Origin of the sequence: Streptomyces sp. NPDC021225 (genome assembly GCF_044332865.1) — a bacterium.
Lineage (GTDB): Bacteria > Actinomycetota > Actinomycetes > Streptomycetales > Streptomycetaceae > Streptomyces.
The window spans coordinates 424,023-438,864 of the sequence record NZ_JBIRPV010000002.1; the positions used below are offsets into that span (position 1 = coordinate 424,023).

Sequence of the window (14,842 nt, forward strand, 5' to 3'; positions counted from 1 at the left end):
CCCAACGAGGTTGTGCGTCCATGAATTCACGCCAGCGCCGCGGAGTCATCCTGCTGCTCCTGTCGGTCCTGTGCGCCGGCGGCGCGTTCGCCGGAGTGCTGTCCGTCATCCGCGACGTGGAGTCGAAGGTCGGTCCCGAGACCACCGCGTACAAGCTCAAGTCGGACGTCCCGGCCTATCAGGCGCTGGACGCGGACAAGTTCGAGAAGATATCGATGCCCGAGCGCTGGCTGCCGTCCACGGCCGTCACCGACCTCGCCGACGTACGCGGCAAGATCGCCGTCATCCCGCTGCGCAAGGGCTCGCTGCTCCAGGCCGACATGATCGTGGAGCGCCCGGCGCTCAAGGCGGGGCAGCAGGAGATCGCCATCATGATCGACGCGGCGACCGGCGTCGCGGGCAAGATCAACCCTGGGGCGAAGGTGAACATCTACGCGACCTTCGAGGGCAAGGGCCGCAACGACGACCCCGTCTCCAAGCTCATCGTCGCGGGCGCGGAGGTCATCGACGTCGGCAAGCTGACCGCGCTGGAGCCGAACCAGGACGACACCCGGCGCCTGGACAAGGCCGTGCCCATCACCTTCGCGCTGGACACCGGCGACGCCCAGCGCGTGGCGTACGCGGAGTCCTTCGCCACCCATGTACGGCTCGCCCTCGTCGCCCCCGGCGACGACGACAGCGTCTCCCCACGCGACCGCACCTACACCCTCGACGGCGACAGATGACAAGCGGCACGACGACCCGACAAGCGGCGTGCCGCGGGAACATGAGTGAGGCGGTGCCCCGGTGACGATCAGAATCCTTCCGGCCGTCGGAGATCCCGACGCCGCCCGCGCGCTCGGCGGGCTGCTCGGACAGCTGCCGGGCGTCGAACCATCCCAGCCGGTGGGCGACTCGACCCGGCTGCTCGACACCCTCGCCGCGCTGGCCGCCGCCTCCCTGGAGGACCTGCCCGAGGTCGTCCTGGTCCATGAGCGGATCGGCCCGGCCCCCGCGCTCGAACTCATCCGCGAGATCGCGCTGCGCTTCCCGGCCGTGGGTGTGGTGCTGGTGACGGCGGACGCCGGCCCCGCGCTCTACTCCGCCGCCATGGACTCCGGCGCCCGCGGCATCGCCGGGCTGCCGCTGGCGTACGACGAGCTGGCCGCCCGCGTCCAGGCCGCGGCCCAGTGGTCCACCGGCGTACGGCGCCATCTCGGGGGCGGCGGCGAGGCGATCGCCACCGGGCCCGGCGGGAAGCTGGTCGCCGTGGCGGGCGCGAAGGGCGGGGTCGGTACGACGGTCACCGCCGTACAGCTCGCGCTGGCCGCGCAGGCGGCGGGCCGCAGGGTCGCGCTCGTCGACATGGACCTCCAGTCCGGCGACATCGCCTCCTACCTCGATGTGCAGTTCCGGCGGTCGATCGCCGACCTGGCGCAGATCAACGACATCACGCCGCGCGTGCTCCAGGAGGCGGTGTTCACCCACCAGACCGGCATCGGGCTGCTGCTCGCCCCCGGCGAGGGCGAGCGCGGCGAGGAGGTCTCCGACCGCGCGGCCCGGCAGGTCGTCAGCGCGCTGCGGTCGCGCTTCGAGGTGGTGATCGTCGACTGCGGTACGCAGATGACCTCGGCGGGCGCGGCCGTCGTCGAGATCGCGGACCTCGCGGTGCTGGTGACCACCCCGGACGTGGTCGCGGTGCGGGCCGCCAAGCGCATGGTCCGGCTCTGGGACCGGCTCCAGGTCCGCAAGGCCGAGGACACGGTCGCCGTCGTCAACCGCCACACCCGCAGCGCGGAGATCCAGCCGCAGCTGATCGAGCGCGCGACGGGCACCCGGATGGCCCGTACGGTGGTGCCGGCCGGCTTCAAGGAGCTCCAGCCGGCCGTGGACTCGGGCCGGATGCAGGACCTGGACGCCAAGTCGGCCGTCAAACAGGCGCTGTGGGGCCTGGCCGGGGAGCTGGGCCTGGTGGAGCCGGGCCCGTCTGGTGCGGCCATGGGCCCGCCCGGCCGGGCGCACCGCGGGCACCCCGGCCCGACGGACCACCGCACGCTCGCGGGCAGCCGGCAACGCCGTGCCATAGGAGTGGGCGCCGACGACCCGGGCGGCGGGGGCGGCACGGGCGCGGGGGCGGGCGGCGGCGATGCGGGCACCGGCCCGGAGTCGCTGCGGGAGGTCCCCTCCACGCCCTCCAGGCGCTTTATGCGCAAGCGGGGCGGCGACCGGGGCCAGGTCGCGGTCGAGTTCCTCGGCGTGCTGCCGCTGGTGCTGGTGGTACTGGCCGTCATCTGGCAGTTCGTGCTGCTCGGTTACACGTACTCGCTGGCGGGCAACTCCGCCGACAAGGCCGCCCGTGCGGGCGCCGCGGTCGGCGGGGACGCGGGTGCCTGCCAGGAGGCGGCGCTGGACGACCTCCCGGGGGCGTGGCAGGGCAGCGCGGAGATCACCTGCGGCCAGAGCGCCGACGGGGTGTGGAAGGCCACGGTGAAGGTGCACGTCCCGGTGCTCTTCCCCGGGGCCGCGGACTTCCCGTGGCCGGTGACCGGTTCTGCGGGGGCGGTGGATGAGCAGGCGGAGGGGGTGTGAGGCGATGGCTGGGCGCGGGGCGCGCGACCGGGGGTCTGCGTCGATCGAGTTCCTCGGCTTTCTGCCGGTCCTGCTCTTCGTCGCGCTGGCCGCCGTCCAGCTGGGCCTCGCCGCGTACACCGTGCAGCAGGCGGGCACGGCGGCCCGCGCGGCGGCGCGTACGGCCTCGCTCGACGAGGTGCGGACCAGCCCGGCGGCGGCCGGGCGGGCGGCGATGAGCGGATGGCTGGCGGACGGCGCGGACGTCGGCATCACCCCCTGCGGGGACGGCCGGGCGCGGGCGACCGCGACGGTGCAGATTCCGTCGGTGATTCCCGGGGTGAGCTTCGGGAGCGCGGAGAGGAGCGCGACGATGCCGTGCGACGACGGCTAGGGGACCTTTTCCCCGCGCAGCGTCACCGCAGAACGAGACCACGAGGAGGACACCGATGAGCCTGCGGGCACGCATCACCGCGCCCGAGGGGCCCGGTGAGGGGCGGGAGGACGGGCATCTCGTCTCCGTCTACCGCGCCAAGCTGCTCGAGGAGATCGACCTCGCGGAGATGTCCTCGCTCGCCGCCGGCGATCGGCGCTCCCGCCTGGAGCGCGTCCTCGGGCACATCATCAGCCGCGAGGGCCCGGTCCTGTCCACCGCCGAGCGGTCCCAGCTGATCCGCCGCGTCGTGGACGAGGCGCTGGGGCTCGGGGTGCTCGAACCGCTCTTGGAGGACGCCTCCATCACGGAGATCATGGTCAACGGCCCGGACCAGATCTTCGTGGAGCGCGCGGGCCGGGTCGAGCTGGTCCCCGTGCGCTTCGCGTCCGAGGAGCAGCTGATGCAGACCATCGAGCGGATCGTCTCGACGGTCAACCGCCGCGTGGACGAGTCGAATCCGATGGTGGACGCCCGGCTGCCGTCCGGCGAGCGGGTCAACGTCATCATCCCGCCGCTCGCGCTGACCGGCGCCACGCTCACCATCCGCCGCTTCCCGCGCGCCTACACCCTGCACGAGCTGATCGGCATGGGCACGCTGGACGAGCAGATGCTGCTGCTGCTCGCCGCGCTGGTGCGGGCGAAGTTCAACGTGGTGGTGTCCGGGCCCACCGGATCGGGCAAGACGACGCTGCTCAACTCGCTGTCCGGGCTGATCCCGGAGGGGGAGCGGATCATCACCGTCGAGGACGCGGCGGAGCTACAGCTTCAGCAGACGCACGTCATCCGCCTGGAGTCCCGGCCGCCCAACGTCGAGGGCAAGGGCCGGATCACCATCCGCGACCTGGTGCGCAACTCGCTGCGCATGCGCCCCGACCGCATCATCGTCGGCGAGGTGCGCGGCGGGGAGACCCTGGACATGCTCCAGGCCATGTCCACCGGCCACGACGGATCGCTGGCGACCGTGCACGCCAACAGCGCGGAGGACGCGCTGATGCGGCTCCAGACGCTCGCCTCGATGTCGGATGTCGCCATTCCGTACGAGGCGCTGCGCGACCAGATCAACAGCGCGGTGGACTGCATCGTGCAGCTCGTGCGGCACGCCGACGGCTCGCGGCGGATCAGCGAGATCGCGCTGCTGGACAGCCATGGCCACGACGACTACCGCATCGCGACCGTCTCCCGGTTCGACGCCCAGCCGATGGGCGGGGACCGGGTGGTGCGCGGGCGGTTCTCGTACTTCCCGCTCCCGGAGCGGGTCGCGGAGCGGCTGCGGCTGGCCGGCGAGTCGGTGCCGCCCGCGTTCGGCGTGGCCGCGTTCCCGGCGCAGCTGAGCGTGCGCGGCGCCGTGTACAGCCCGACGGAGCGGAGGTAGCCGGGCATGGACCAACTGGCGGCGGTGACGGTCGGGGCGACGCTGGTGTGCGGCGCGCTGGGCGTCGCGGGCGTGCACACGTACGCCAAGGGCAAGGCGGCCCAGCGGGCGCTGTTCGACCGGCTCTCCGATACGGGGCCGCTGCCGCTGGCCGGCCGGCCGCACCGCTTCGCGCGGGTCGACCGGCGGCTGCGCGCCACCTCGCTCGGGCGGAAGCTGGAGCTGCGGCTGGCCTCGACGGGTCTTGAGATCACCCCCGGTGAGTTCTTCGTCTATACGGCGGCGGCGGCGATCGGGCTGTGGCTGGCGGCGGCGTCGCTGCTCGCGGCGTTCTTCGGGCCGATCGCGGCGGTGGTCGGCGTCTGGTCGGCGTTCGCGTTCCTCAACTGGCAGCGGCAGAAGCGGATCGAGAAGTTCATCAACCAGCTGCCGGAGCTGTCGCGGATCCTGGCCAACGCCACCCAGGCGGGGCTCGCGCTGCGCACCGCGCTGGGCATGGCGGCCGACGAGATGGAGGCCCCGGCCGGGGAGGAGCTGGCCAAGGTCGCCGACAAGCTGGCCGTCGGCCACTCGATCGACGACGCGCTGGGCGAGCTCGCCGAGCGGCTGCCGTCCCGGGAGCTGGTCGTTCTGGTCACCACGCTCGTGCTGTCCAACCGCGCGGGCGGGACGGTCGTCAGCTCGCTGCGCAATCTGACCCAGACGCTGGAGGAGCGGAAGGAGACCCGGCGCGAGGTCCGCACCCAGCTGTCGCAGGTCACGGTCACCGCGTATGTGGTCCCGCTGATGGGGATCGGCACGCTGCTGCTGATGAACCGGATCGCGGACGGGTCGCTGGACCGGATGACCTCGTCCTTCTGGGGGCAGGCCGCGGTGGTGGTGGCCTTCGGGCTGTACGGGATCGGCTTCTTCCTGATCCGCCGCATGTCGAAGATCGACGTCTGAGGGGGCGGCGGAGATGGCGATCGGTGTGCTGCTGGCGCTGGTGGCGGGGTTGTCGGTGGCGGGTGTCGCGTACGGCGTCGCGCTCTACCGCAGCGAGGCCAAGCTGCCCAGCGACCTGGCGGTGGCGCTGGAGGTCGGGGCGACGCGCACGACGGTGGTCGGCTCGGCCGTCGACCGGCTGGGCATGCGCTACGCCCCGTTCGTGCTGCGGCTGATGGGCGAGAAGCGGGTCGCCAAGGTGCGGCGCCGGATCGATCTGGCGGGCAATCCGGGCGGGTTGACGGTGGACCGCTACGCGGCGCGGCGCGCGGTGTACGGCATCCTCGGCTTCGGCGGCGCGCTGGTGATGCTGATGAAGGGCCAATTGCTGCTCGCCCTGGTGCTGGTCGCCTTCGGCCTGTCCTGGATCGAGGTGGGCATCTGGGCGGCGGTGCGGGAGCGCCGGGCGGCCATCGAGCGGACGCTGCCCGACTTCCTGGACGTTCTGGCGGTGGTGGTGAGCGCCGGGCTTGGCTTCCGGCAGGCGCTGGACCGGGTCGCGGAGAAGTACGAGGGGCCCTGGGCGGATGAACTTCGTATCACGCTCCGGCAAATGGACATGGGGGTGAGCCGCAGACAGGCGTTCGAGGAATTGCGGAAGCGGAACGACTCCGACCAGGTCGCCCAGTTCGTCACCGCGCTCCAGCAGGGCGAGGAGCTCGGCGCGCCGATCGTCGATACGCTGATCGCCATTGCGAACGACATGAGGCGTACGGACGCGCAGAACGCCCGGCGTCGCGCGGCCCGCGCGGTGCCCAAGGCGACCATGGTGATCACGACCTTCATGGTGCCCGGCACGATGATCCTGCTCATCGCGGGATTCTTCGTCGGCTCGGGCACGGACTTCGGCTCCATTACGGGGGATTGACCGCACTGACACTGGTGGGAGGAGACCCGCGATGACCGATGTCCCGTACCGCACATCCCTGGCGTGGCCCGCGTACGGCGCCGCGTCCGGCCATGTCTCGCAGCACATCTCGCCCCCGCAGGAGCAGCTGCTCTCGGCCGCCGCGGTCTCGAATCCGTCTCCATTCGACGAAGTTGCTTCGCGATTGCAATCGGATATGGGACAGTCGTCTCCGGAGAACTCCTCGGGGCCGGGAGGGGGTGAATCGTATGGGCCGCGCCGGCCGGAATGCTGACTCGAACGTCAGCCGGAAGGGGAAGGCGCGGTTCGGACGCCTCGAAATGGGCAGGCAATGGTGCCGTGGGCACTGTTCCCGGGTAGGTGTTTCGGCGTACTTTGCTCGTGTCGCGAGCGACACCACGGGGGTTGAGTCGCCGGACCGGAGCGGTACGGCCACCCATGGAGGGGAACACAATGGGGAAGCGCGTCATGCGGAACGACCGGGGGCAGACCTCGATCGAATACCTGGGCATCATCGCCGTGGTGGTCGCCATCGTCCTGGTGCTGTCGACCACGGACTTCGGCAGCATGATCGCGAACGCCATCTCCGACAAGATCTCCGAGGTCGTCGGCATCTGACCGGCTTCGTGACCGCCCGTCGCTCCCGCCGCCTCGCCGGTGACGCGGGGCAGGCATTCCCGATCTACATCACCGCCGTGGCGGGCCTGCTCTTCCTCGCGCTGGCCCTTTTCGCGGTCGGCCAGGCCGGGGCCACCCGCAACGGCGGACAGACCGCGGCCGACGCGGCCGCGCTCGGCGCGGCCGAGGACTTCCGCGGCCAGCTGCGCAAGGGGCTGCTCGACGCGATCACCAGCGGTGAGGTCCTGGAGGATGTGGCGGACCTGCTCAACGGCCGGGGCTTCGACCCGCCCGGCGACCCGTGCGACCAGGCGCAGTGGTTCGCCGGCGAGAACGGCGCGGATGTTGTCGACGGCGGGTGCGTCCCGGGCTATCTGCCCGTCTCCTTCACCGTCACGGTCAGGACCAGCAAGGCGGTCGGCAAGTCCGTCATCCCGGGTACGGAGACCAAGCACGCGACCGCGCGGGCCAAGGCGGTCGTGGAGCCGCGCTGCACGTACGAGGAGCCGACCCCGCTGCCCGACCCCACCGGGGACGGCGACAAGGACGAAGACGGCACAGGCGACGGCAAGGGCGACGGCAAGGACGACGGGGACAAGGACGAGAAGTCCGTCATCGATCTGGTCTGCGAGGGCAGGAACATCACGATCGACCCCGAGCATCTGGATCTCTTCCCCGACGCCAAGGACCTGTTCTCCGTGCATCTCGCCGACTGACGACCGATGACTGACGAGCGAACGAAGAGTCAACGAAGAGTAAGGGACAGCGAGCGATGAGCATTCGGCACACGACGAAGGCCCGGAGGGGGGTCGCCGTGGGGGCTCTCGCGGCGGCCCTGGCCCTCGCCGTGGCCGGGTGCGGCAGCGACGACGGCAAGAAGCCGGACGGGGGCGGGGGAAAGACGTCCGCCGCCGCCAAGGACGACCGGTCCGGGGACGACGGCCCGGACAGCGAGCCCGCGGCCGACTCGTCCAAGACCATCGGCGAGATCAAGGGGCCGAACGGGATCGTGGTCACGCTGCACTCCGCGGTCCGGGACAGCGGCGGGTTCGTCACCGTGAACGGGACGGTGACCAACCGCGGGGACCAGCCCTTCAACGCCGTGGACTGGCGCTCCAAGGAGACCGAGATGAGGTCCCGGTCGTCCGTCTCGGGCGCCTCGCTCGTCGACCAGGCGGGCAAGAAGCGCTATCTGGTGCTGCGGGACACCGACGGGGAGTGCCTGTGTACGACGGGGCTCTCGGGGATCAAGCCGGACGAGAGCCGCCCGCTGTTCGCCCAGTTCCCGGCGCCGCCGTCGAGCGTCACCAAGGTCGACTTCCAGATTCCGACCATGCCGTCGGTCGGCATCGAGCTCACGGGCTGAGCGGGCGATGACCACACTCCGCGACCGCCGCGCCCGTACCCGCGCCCGCCGGGGCTCTCTCCTCGCCGCGCTCGCCTCCACCGCGCTCCTGGTCGCCCCGTCCCCAGCGGCCCGCGCCGACAGCGGGCCCGGCGCCCCCGCGGACACCACGCCGCCCGTCAAGATCGACACCGGCGACTCCGATCTGCGGATGCCCGGGAACGCGAAGCTGGCCCCCGGCCGGGTGCTCGACATCAAGTCGGTCGTCGAGACCGACGACGGGGACGAGCGCCGCGAGGACACGAACGCCAAGGTCAAGTTCGCCCTCCAGGCCGAGGTGCTGTTCGGCAAGGACAGCTCCAGGCTGGGCGGCGAGGCCAGCGCCCGGATCAAGGCCATCGCGCAGGAGATCGAGAAGCAGAACGCGACCAGCGTGCGGGTCTTCGGCTTCACCGACGACCTGGGCTCCGCGCTCCATGGCATCAAGCTGTCCAAGGAGCGGGCCAACGCCGTCCAGCGCGCGCTCTCGGCCGACCTGGACTCCGCCGTCCAGTACGAGATCCGCGGCTACGGCGAGCAGTACCCGATCGCGGACAACTCCTCGGAAGCGGGTCGCAGGAAAAACCGCCGGGTAGAGGTCAGCTTCGCCCGCGCGGGGGAGTAGGCCCCGGCTCCCGCCCAGGGGGCCGTGGGCGTGCACCCCGGCGCGTATCCCATGATGGATGTGTTTGTCGCATCCGGACCGGGAGTCCCCCCTGAGCACCGCCCTCACCGAGACCATATCCGCCGCCCTGCTGCTGGGCGTGCTCGCCTTCGCCGTCGTACGGCCCCGGGGGTGGCCCGAGGCGGCCGCCGCGGTGCCCGCCGCCGGGCTTGTGGTGGCGGTCGGGGCGGTCTCGCTGCCGGAGGTATGGCAGGTGACCCGCAGACTGCTGCCGGTCGTCGGCTTTCTGGCCGCGGTGCTGCTGCTGGCCCGGATGTGTGCGGACGAGGGGCTCTTCGAGGCCGCGGGAGACGCGGTGGCCCGGGCCTGCCGGGGTCGTACGGACCGGCTGCTGGCCGGGGTCTTCGCGGTGGCGGCGCTGGTCACCGCGGTGCTCAGCCTGGACGCCACCGTGGTGCTGCTGACCCCTGTGGTGTTCGCCACGGCCACCCGGCTCGGCGCCCGGGCGCGCCCGCATCTGTACGCGTGCGCCCACCTGGCGAACTCCGCGTCGCTGCTGCTTCCGGTGTCGAATCTGACCAACCTGCTGGCGCTGAAGGCCAGCGGGCTGTCGTTCACGCGGTTCGCCGTGCTCATGGCGCCCGCGTGGCTGCTGACCATCGGCCTCGAGTACCTGGTCTTCCGTCGCTACTTCGCCGCCGACCTGGCCGAAGGTGCCGCGCTGCCGCCGCCCGCCCGGCGGCCGGAGGTGCCGGTGTTCGCCCTGACCGTGCTCGTGCTGACCCTGTGCGGATTCATCGCCACCTCGCTCGTCGGCGTGGATCCGGCCTGGGCGGCCTGGGCCGGGGCCCTGGTGCTCGCGGTGCGCGCGGTGGCGCGCGGGCGGGAGACGGTGCGGGGCGCCGTGGCCGCCACGGGTCCGCTGTTCTGCCTCTTCGTGCTCGCCCTCGGGGTCGTGGTCCAGGCCGTGCTGGCGGGCGGGCTGGGGACCGGCCTGGCGCGGCTGCTCCCCGGCGGCGCCGGGCTGCCCGCGCTGCTCGCGATCGCCGGGGTCGCGGCCGTCCTGGCCAACCTCGTCAACAACCTCCCCGCCACGCTCGCGCTGCTGCCGATCGCCGCCGCGGGCGGGCCAGGGCCGGTGCTCGCCGTGCTGATCGGGGTCAACCTGGGGCCGAACCTCACCTACGTCGGCTCGCTGGCCACCCTGCTGTGGCGGCGCGAGATCCGCGCCTACGGCGTGGACGCGGGCCCGAGCCGTACCAGCGGCTCCGGGCTGGGCGACTTCACCCGGCTCGGGCTGCTGACCACACCGGCCACGATCGTGGCCGCGACGGTCGCGCTGTGGGCGATGCTGACGGCCACCGGGGCCTGAAACGGAAACCGCCGCGGCGGGGCTGGGCCCCGCGCGGCGGTTCGGTGTGGTGCTGGGCTCAGGACTCGATCCAGTTGTGCGCCTGGGCCAGCTCGATCACGCGTCTGCGCACCTGCTTGATCTGGTCGGCGGTCAGCGTGCCGCCCACCTCGACCAGCGCCTCGGTCAGCTCCTGCCGGAACTCGGCGACCGACAGCACATCGCACATGGTGTCGTCGCCCGAGTCCGCCGCCGGGCCCGGCGTGTGGATCCGGACGGCGGCCCGCTGCACGATCCGTACTTCGGCCGCCTTGGGGCCCTTGTCCCCGTACTCCGGGACGAACTCCACCTTGCTGCCCGGCTGGAACAGGTGCTTCTCGTCCAGCAGGTCGTTCGCGTGCATGAAGACGTCTTCGCCGCCGTCGTCGGGGGCGATGAAGCCATAGCCGCGGAACTCGTCAAACCGCAGAATTTTGCCCGTGGTTGTCACCGTGCAACCCCTACCCCTGTACCTCTACCTCAAGGACCTCGATCCGCGCGACCGAGGGTGTCCAACCATGACACCGAGGCCTCAGCGTACAGCTCGGGTCCTGCCCCGGCTATGCGTCCGGGCGCCCGATGGCGACCCGGGTCCCGGCCCGCAGCCCCCAGCGTTCCATCGCGCCGGCTTCGGCCTCCAGGACATGGCGCGCACGGGGGCGGGGCAGCCCGAACCGGCCGGGGCGCATGGTGCGCACGGCCAGGACGGTCAGCCGGCGGTCGAGGTAGGCGACGTCGATGGCGAAGCGCATCCCGAGGGTGTGGACGCTGCTCGCGGGGGTGAGCAGCAGCGCGCCGGCCACCCCGTCCCGGCCGAGCAGCCCGCGGGTGCGGGCCCGGTAGGAGGCCGCGATCTCCAGGGGGATGCCGGCGGCGCGGCCGTCCCCGTCCGGCCCGGCGCCGGGCTCCGGGCCGAGTACGTACAGCGTCCCCGTGCCGTCCCGCCAGTGACCCATCCCAGCCCATCCCTGATAGCTGATGTCCGGTGCGAGTGTCGCACCGGGCCGCGCTTTCGTAGGCTCGGCCCGTGCTTGTGCCCCCGGTCGTCCTGGTCGTCCTGGCCGCCGCCTACGGCGCGGCGGCCGGGCTGCTCGTGCCCCGTGCCCGGTACCGGCTGGCCGTCGAGCCCGAGGAGCCGTGGCGGGCGGCGTGCCCGCGCGGGCACGCGCTCGCCGGGGCGGCCCGGGGCTGGCTGGGGCTCGCCCGCTGCCCGGGCTGTCCGGACGGCGAGCGGAACTACGGCGCCGGCGGGCCCTGGGCCGCGGCCCTCACCGCGCTGGTGTGCGGGGTGCTGGCGGCGGCCGTCGGCGCACGCCCCGAGCTGGCGGTGTGGCTGCTGCTCACGCCGCCCCTGGTGCTGCTGGCGGGCGTGGACCTGGCGGTGCACCGGCTGCCGGACGTGCTGACGCTGCCGCTGGCCGCCGGGGCGGCCGCGCTGCTCGGCGTGGCGGCGCTGCTGCCGCACAGCGCCGGGTCCTGGCGGCGGGCGCTGCTGGGCGGGGCGGCGCTGGGCGGCGCGTATCTGCTGCTCTTCCTGATCAGCCCGAGCGGGATGGGGTTCGGCGATGTGAAGCTGGCCCTGGGTCTTGGGGTCGCGCTCGGCTGGTACGGCTGGGCGGTGCTGGTCCTGGGCGCGTGCGCGGGGCTGCTGCTGGGCTCGTGCTACGCCGTCGCGCTGCTCGCGACGCGCCGGGCGACCCGCGGAACCGGGATGGCGTTCGGCCCCTTCATGATCCTCGGGGCCTGCGCGGGGCTGGTGCTCGGGGGGCTCGCGGCCTGACGGCGGCTTCGGCTTTCCCGGCGACATTCATTGTCACCCGCGCCGATGCCTGGACTATCCCTCACAAAGCGTTATGGTGGAAGCCCCCCCTCGGGCCGGTCCGTATCCCCCCCACGGACCGGCCCGCTTCTTTCTCGGGCGATTCCGGGGCGTACCGGCCATGATCTGGGACAGAGCGCTCATCGCAACACTACGGAGCGTGACGTATTGGGGGGTGGGCAGGCGCTCGCGGGGGCGCACCCGGTTCGCCAGCGCCCCCCGCCCGCAGTAGGGTGTCGGCCCTGGGCGGACCGCCATCGCACATCATGCAAGGCACTGAGGGGCTGGAAGACGTGAAGTTGCGCGACCTGGTGTACGGGCTCTACGCACGCCGGGTGGAAGGCCGCCTCGACCACGCCCAGGTGCCCAAGCACATCGGTGTCATCCTCGACGGCAACCGCCGCTGGGCCCGCGCCGCCGGGGGGACGATCGAGCAGGGGCACAAGGCGGGCGCGAGCAAGATCCAGGAGCTGCTCGGCTGGTGCAGCGAGACGGACGTCGAGGTCGTCACGCTCTGGCTGCTGTCCACCGACAATCTGGACCGCCCCGAGGAGCAGCTGGTCCCGCTTCTGAGCATCATCGAGGGCGCGGTACGCGATCTGGCCTCCGACGGCCGCTGGCGGGTGCACCACGTCGGAAACCGCGATCTGCTGCCCGCCCATACCCAGACGGTCCTCAAGGAGGCCGAGCGGGACACCGAGCACATCGACGGGATACTCGTCAATGTCGCCGTCGGCTACGGCGGCCGGCAGGAGATCGCCGACGCGGTGCGTTCGCTGCTGCACGACCACGCGAGCAAGGGCACCACCTTCGACGAGCTCGCGGAGATCGTGGACATCGACCTGATCTCCGAGCACCTGTACACGCGCGGCCAGCCCGATCCGGACCTCGTCATCCGCACCAGCGGCGAGCAGCGGCTGTCGGGGTTCATGCTCTGGCAGAGCGCCCATTCGGAGTACTACTTCTGCGAGGTCTTCTGGCCGGCCTTCCGCAAGGTCGACTTCCTCCGCGCGCTGCGTGACTACGCCGCGCGGCACCGGCGGTACGGCGGCTAGTCCCGTACCCGGTACGGCAGTCGGGGCCGGGCGCCTCATCCATCCGTACGGTTTCCGTTACGACCTCACCTCGCCCCGCAAGGGGCGGGTTTCACAACGTTCATGTGCACGCCGTCATATGCCATTGCATGGCTGCGCACGTTCGAGGGAATATCCCTTCCAGGTCGACGCCCTGCCCCAACTGTCCTAGGGGTGTCGAACTGCCAGCGGACGGCATTGGCCCGTTCGCCCGGGAGGCCCTTTGCACACGGACGACTGTGCGGATCGTGCGTATGACGCGGAGGGCCGGCGCTCGGCCCTTCGCGTGGGGTCTGAGCCCGGTCCGTCCCCCCGCCTGCGGCCGGGGGACCCGTTCCCGCGACGCCGTCGCACCCCAACCTCTCCCGAGGGGGTTCGTCCACCCGTGGTGACCAGCAAAAAACGCCGCGAGCAAGACCGGCGCACCTATGTTCTCGACACCAGCGTCCTGCTCGCCGACCCGAACGCCATGGCCCGCTTCGACGAGCACGAGGTCGTGCTGCCGGTCGTCGTGGTCACCGAGCTTGAGTCCAAGAGGCACCACCCGGAGCTGGGTTACTTCGCCCGGCAGGCGCTGCGCCTGCTGGACGACTACCGGATCCGGTTCGGCCGTCTGGACGCCCCGATCCCGATCGGCGATCTGGGCGGCACTCTGCGCGTCGAGCTCAACCACTCCGACCCGGGCATCCTGCCCGCCGCCTTCCTGACCCATGGTGGCCGGGTGGGCGACAACGACTCGCGGATACTCGCGGTCGCCAGGAACCTCCAGGCCGAGGGGTACGACGTCACGGTCGTCTCGAAGGATCTCCCGCTCCGCATCAAGGCCTCCTCGGTGGGGCTGCTCGCGGAGGAGTACCGCGCCGAGTTGGCGATAACCGACTCCGGCTGGACCGGGATGGCCGAGCTGAGCGTCACCGCCGAGCAGGTGGACGACCTCTTCGCGGCCGAGACCGCGCATGTCCCCGAGGCGGCGGAGCTGCCGGTGCACACCGGTCTGGTGCTCCAGTCGGAGCGCGGCAAGGCGCTGGGCCGGGTCACGCCGGACGGCCAGGTGCGGCTGGTGCGCGGCGACCGCGAGGCGTTCGGGATCCACGGGCGGAGCGCGGAGCAGCGCATCGCGCTGGATCTGCTGCTCGACCCGGACATCGGGATCGTCTCGATGGGCGGCCGGGCCGGCACGGGCAAGTCGGCGCTGGCGCTGTGCGCCGGTCTCGAGGCGGTGCTGGAGCGCCAACAGCACCGGAAGGTGATGATCTTCCGGCCGCTGTACGCGGTGGGCGGACAGGAGTTGGGCTATCTGCCGGGCACCGAGGCGGAGAAGATGAGCCCCTGGGCCCAGGCGGTGTTCGACACGCTGTCGGCGGTGACCACCTCGGATGTGATCGAGGAGGTCGTGGGCCGCGGGATGCTGGAGGTGCTGCCGCTCACCCACATCCGGGGCCGCTCGCTCCATGACGCCTTTGTGATCGTGGACGAGGCGCAGTCACTCGAACGGAACGTCCTGCTGACCGTTCTGTCCCGTATCGGCGCCAACTCCCGGGTGGTACTCACCCATGACGTGGCACAGCGGGACAATCTGCGCGTCGGGCGTTACGACGGCGTGGTCGCGGTGGTCGAGAAGCTCAAGGGGCACCCGCTGTTCGCCCATGTCACCCTCGCCCGCTCCGAGCGGTCGCCGATCGCGGCCCTGGTGACCGAAATGCTCGAAGACAGCCATATCTGAGGC

16 protein-coding genes are annotated in these 14,842 nt (G+C 72.0%); 14 read left to right on the forward strand and 2 right to left on the reverse strand.

The genetic code is table 11. The annotated features are described in order from the left end of the window. Nucleotides 1–20: 20 nt before the first annotated feature. From cpaB to ACH4S9_RS10095, 11 genes are all read left to right on the forward strand, one after another. Nucleotides 21–725 carry a Flp pilus assembly protein CpaB gene (cpaB, locus tag ACH4S9_RS10045; RefSeq protein ID WP_311727485.1) on the forward strand — a complete coding sequence of 235 codons (705 nt, stop codon included), beginning with the start codon at nt 21–23 and terminating at the stop codon, nt 723–725. A gap of 61 nt (nt 726–786) precedes the next feature. Then, nucleotides 787–2,568, forward strand: coding sequence for a CpaE family protein (locus tag ACH4S9_RS10050; RefSeq protein ID WP_398371040.1), 1,782 nt, complete (start codon nt 787–789; stop codon nt 2,566–2,568). Between the two features lie 4 nt (nt 2,569–2,572). Next, complete coding sequence (locus ACH4S9_RS10055) at nt 2,573–2,941, forward strand: TadE/TadG family type IV pilus assembly protein (protein WP_385340490.1); 369 nt, start codon at nt 2,573–2,575, stop codon at nt 2,939–2,941. Between the two features lie 55 nt (nt 2,942–2,996). Continuing rightward, nucleotides 2,997–4,355, forward strand: coding sequence for a CpaF family protein (locus ACH4S9_RS10060; protein WP_311727488.1), 1,359 nt, complete (start codon nt 2,997–2,999; stop codon nt 4,353–4,355). 6 nt (nt 4,356–4,361) lie between these two features. Then, nucleotides 4,362–5,300, forward strand: coding sequence for a type II secretion system F family protein (locus ACH4S9_RS10065; RefSeq protein ID WP_311727489.1), 939 nt, complete (start codon nt 4,362–4,364; stop codon nt 5,298–5,300). 13 nt (nt 5,301–5,313) lie between these two features. Next, nucleotides 5,314–6,207 (forward strand): DUF5936 domain-containing protein, encoded by an 894-nt coding sequence (locus tag ACH4S9_RS10070; RefSeq protein WP_311727490.1) that lies wholly within the window; start codon nt 5,314–5,316, stop codon nt 6,205–6,207. A 453-nt stretch (nt 6,208–6,660) separates the two neighbouring features. Beyond that, on the forward strand, nt 6,661–6,825 hold the full coding sequence (locus ACH4S9_RS10075) for a membrane protein (RefSeq protein WP_014176788.1): 165 nt from the start codon (nt 6,661–6,663) through the stop codon (nt 6,823–6,825). A gap of 8 nt (nt 6,826–6,833) precedes the next feature. Then, nucleotides 6,834–7,541 carry a hypothetical protein gene (locus tag ACH4S9_RS10080; protein WP_311727492.1) on the forward strand — a complete coding sequence of 236 codons (708 nt, stop codon included), beginning with the start codon at nt 6,834–6,836 and terminating at the stop codon, nt 7,539–7,541. A 56-nt stretch (nt 7,542–7,597) separates the two neighbouring features. Next, nucleotides 7,598–8,191 (forward strand): hypothetical protein, encoded by a 594-nt coding sequence (locus ACH4S9_RS10085; RefSeq protein ID WP_311727493.1) that lies wholly within the window; start codon nt 7,598–7,600, stop codon nt 8,189–8,191. 7 nt (nt 8,192–8,198) lie between these two features. Then, the gene (locus tag ACH4S9_RS10090) at nt 8,199–8,834 is read left to right on the forward strand and encodes an OmpA family protein (RefSeq protein WP_311727494.1); all 636 of its coding nucleotides are present in this window, start codon (nt 8,199–8,201) and stop codon (nt 8,832–8,834) included. Nucleotides 8,835–8,892: 58 nt separating this feature from the next. Then, on the forward strand, nt 8,893–10,206 hold the full coding sequence (locus ACH4S9_RS10095) for an SLC13 family permease (protein WP_398371045.1): 1,314 nt from the start codon (nt 8,893–8,895) through the stop codon (nt 10,204–10,206). A gap of 58 nt (nt 10,207–10,264) precedes the next feature. Here the strand turns inward: ACH4S9_RS10095 and ACH4S9_RS10100 are convergent, their stop codons facing one another. Continuing rightward, complete coding sequence (locus ACH4S9_RS10100) at nt 10,265–10,675, reverse strand: cold shock domain-containing protein (protein ID WP_311727496.1); 411 nt, start codon at nt 10,673–10,675, stop codon at nt 10,265–10,267. 109 nt (nt 10,676–10,784) lie between these two features. After that, nucleotides 10,785–11,180 carry a DUF192 domain-containing protein gene (locus ACH4S9_RS10105; protein ID WP_385340485.1) on the reverse strand — a complete coding sequence of 132 codons (396 nt, stop codon included), beginning with the start codon at nt 11,178–11,180 and terminating at the stop codon, nt 10,785–10,787. Between the two features lie 71 nt (nt 11,181–11,251). On the opposite strand from ACH4S9_RS10105, the gene ACH4S9_RS10110 reads away from it, so the two are divergent. From ACH4S9_RS10110 to ACH4S9_RS10120, 3 genes are all read left to right on the forward strand, one after another. After that, complete coding sequence (locus ACH4S9_RS10110; protein ID WP_398371048.1) at nt 11,252–12,004, forward strand: prepilin peptidase; 753 nt, start codon at nt 11,252–11,254, stop codon at nt 12,002–12,004. 332 nt (nt 12,005–12,336) lie between these two features. After that, nucleotides 12,337–13,098, forward strand: coding sequence for an isoprenyl transferase (locus ACH4S9_RS10115; protein WP_311727677.1), 762 nt, complete (start codon nt 12,337–12,339; stop codon nt 13,096–13,098). A 403-nt stretch (nt 13,099–13,501) separates the two neighbouring features. Beyond that, a complete protein-coding gene (locus ACH4S9_RS10120; RefSeq protein WP_398371050.1) occupies nt 13,502–14,839 on the forward strand; it encodes a PhoH family protein in 1,338 nt (445 codons plus the stop codon). The last annotated feature ends 3 nt before the right edge of the window (nt 14,840–14,842 follow it).

Coding starts and splice junctions, on each gene's coding strand:
- cpaB (WP_311727485.1), top strand. CDS start 21: ATGAATTCACGCCAGCGCCGCGGAGTCATCCTGCTGCTCCTGTCGGTC.
- ACH4S9_RS10055 (WP_385340490.1), top strand. CDS start 2,573: ATGGCTGGGCGCGGGGCGCGCGACCGGGGGTCTGCGTCGATCGAGTTC.
- ACH4S9_RS10060 (WP_311727488.1), top strand. CDS start 2,997: ATGAGCCTGCGGGCACGCATCACCGCGCCCGAGGGGCCCGGTGAGGGG.
- ACH4S9_RS10065 (WP_311727489.1), top strand. CDS start 4,362: ATGGACCAACTGGCGGCGGTGACGGTCGGGGCGACGCTGGTGTGCGGC.
- ACH4S9_RS10070 (WP_311727490.1), top strand. CDS start 5,314: ATGGCGATCGGTGTGCTGCTGGCGCTGGTGGCGGGGTTGTCGGTGGCG.
- ACH4S9_RS10075 (WP_014176788.1), top strand. CDS start 6,661: ATGGGGAAGCGCGTCATGCGGAACGACCGGGGGCAGACCTCGATCGAA.
- ACH4S9_RS10085 (WP_311727493.1), top strand. CDS start 7,598: ATGAGCATTCGGCACACGACGAAGGCCCGGAGGGGGGTCGCCGTGGGG.
- ACH4S9_RS10090 (WP_311727494.1), top strand. CDS start 8,199: ATGACCACACTCCGCGACCGCCGCGCCCGTACCCGCGCCCGCCGGGGC.
- ACH4S9_RS10095 (WP_398371045.1), top strand. CDS start 8,893: ATGTGTTTGTCGCATCCGGACCGGGAGTCCCCCCTGAGCACCGCCCTC.
- ACH4S9_RS10105 (WP_385340485.1), bottom strand. CDS start 11,180: ATGGGTCACTGGCGGGACGGCACGGGGACGCTGTACGTACTCGGCCCG.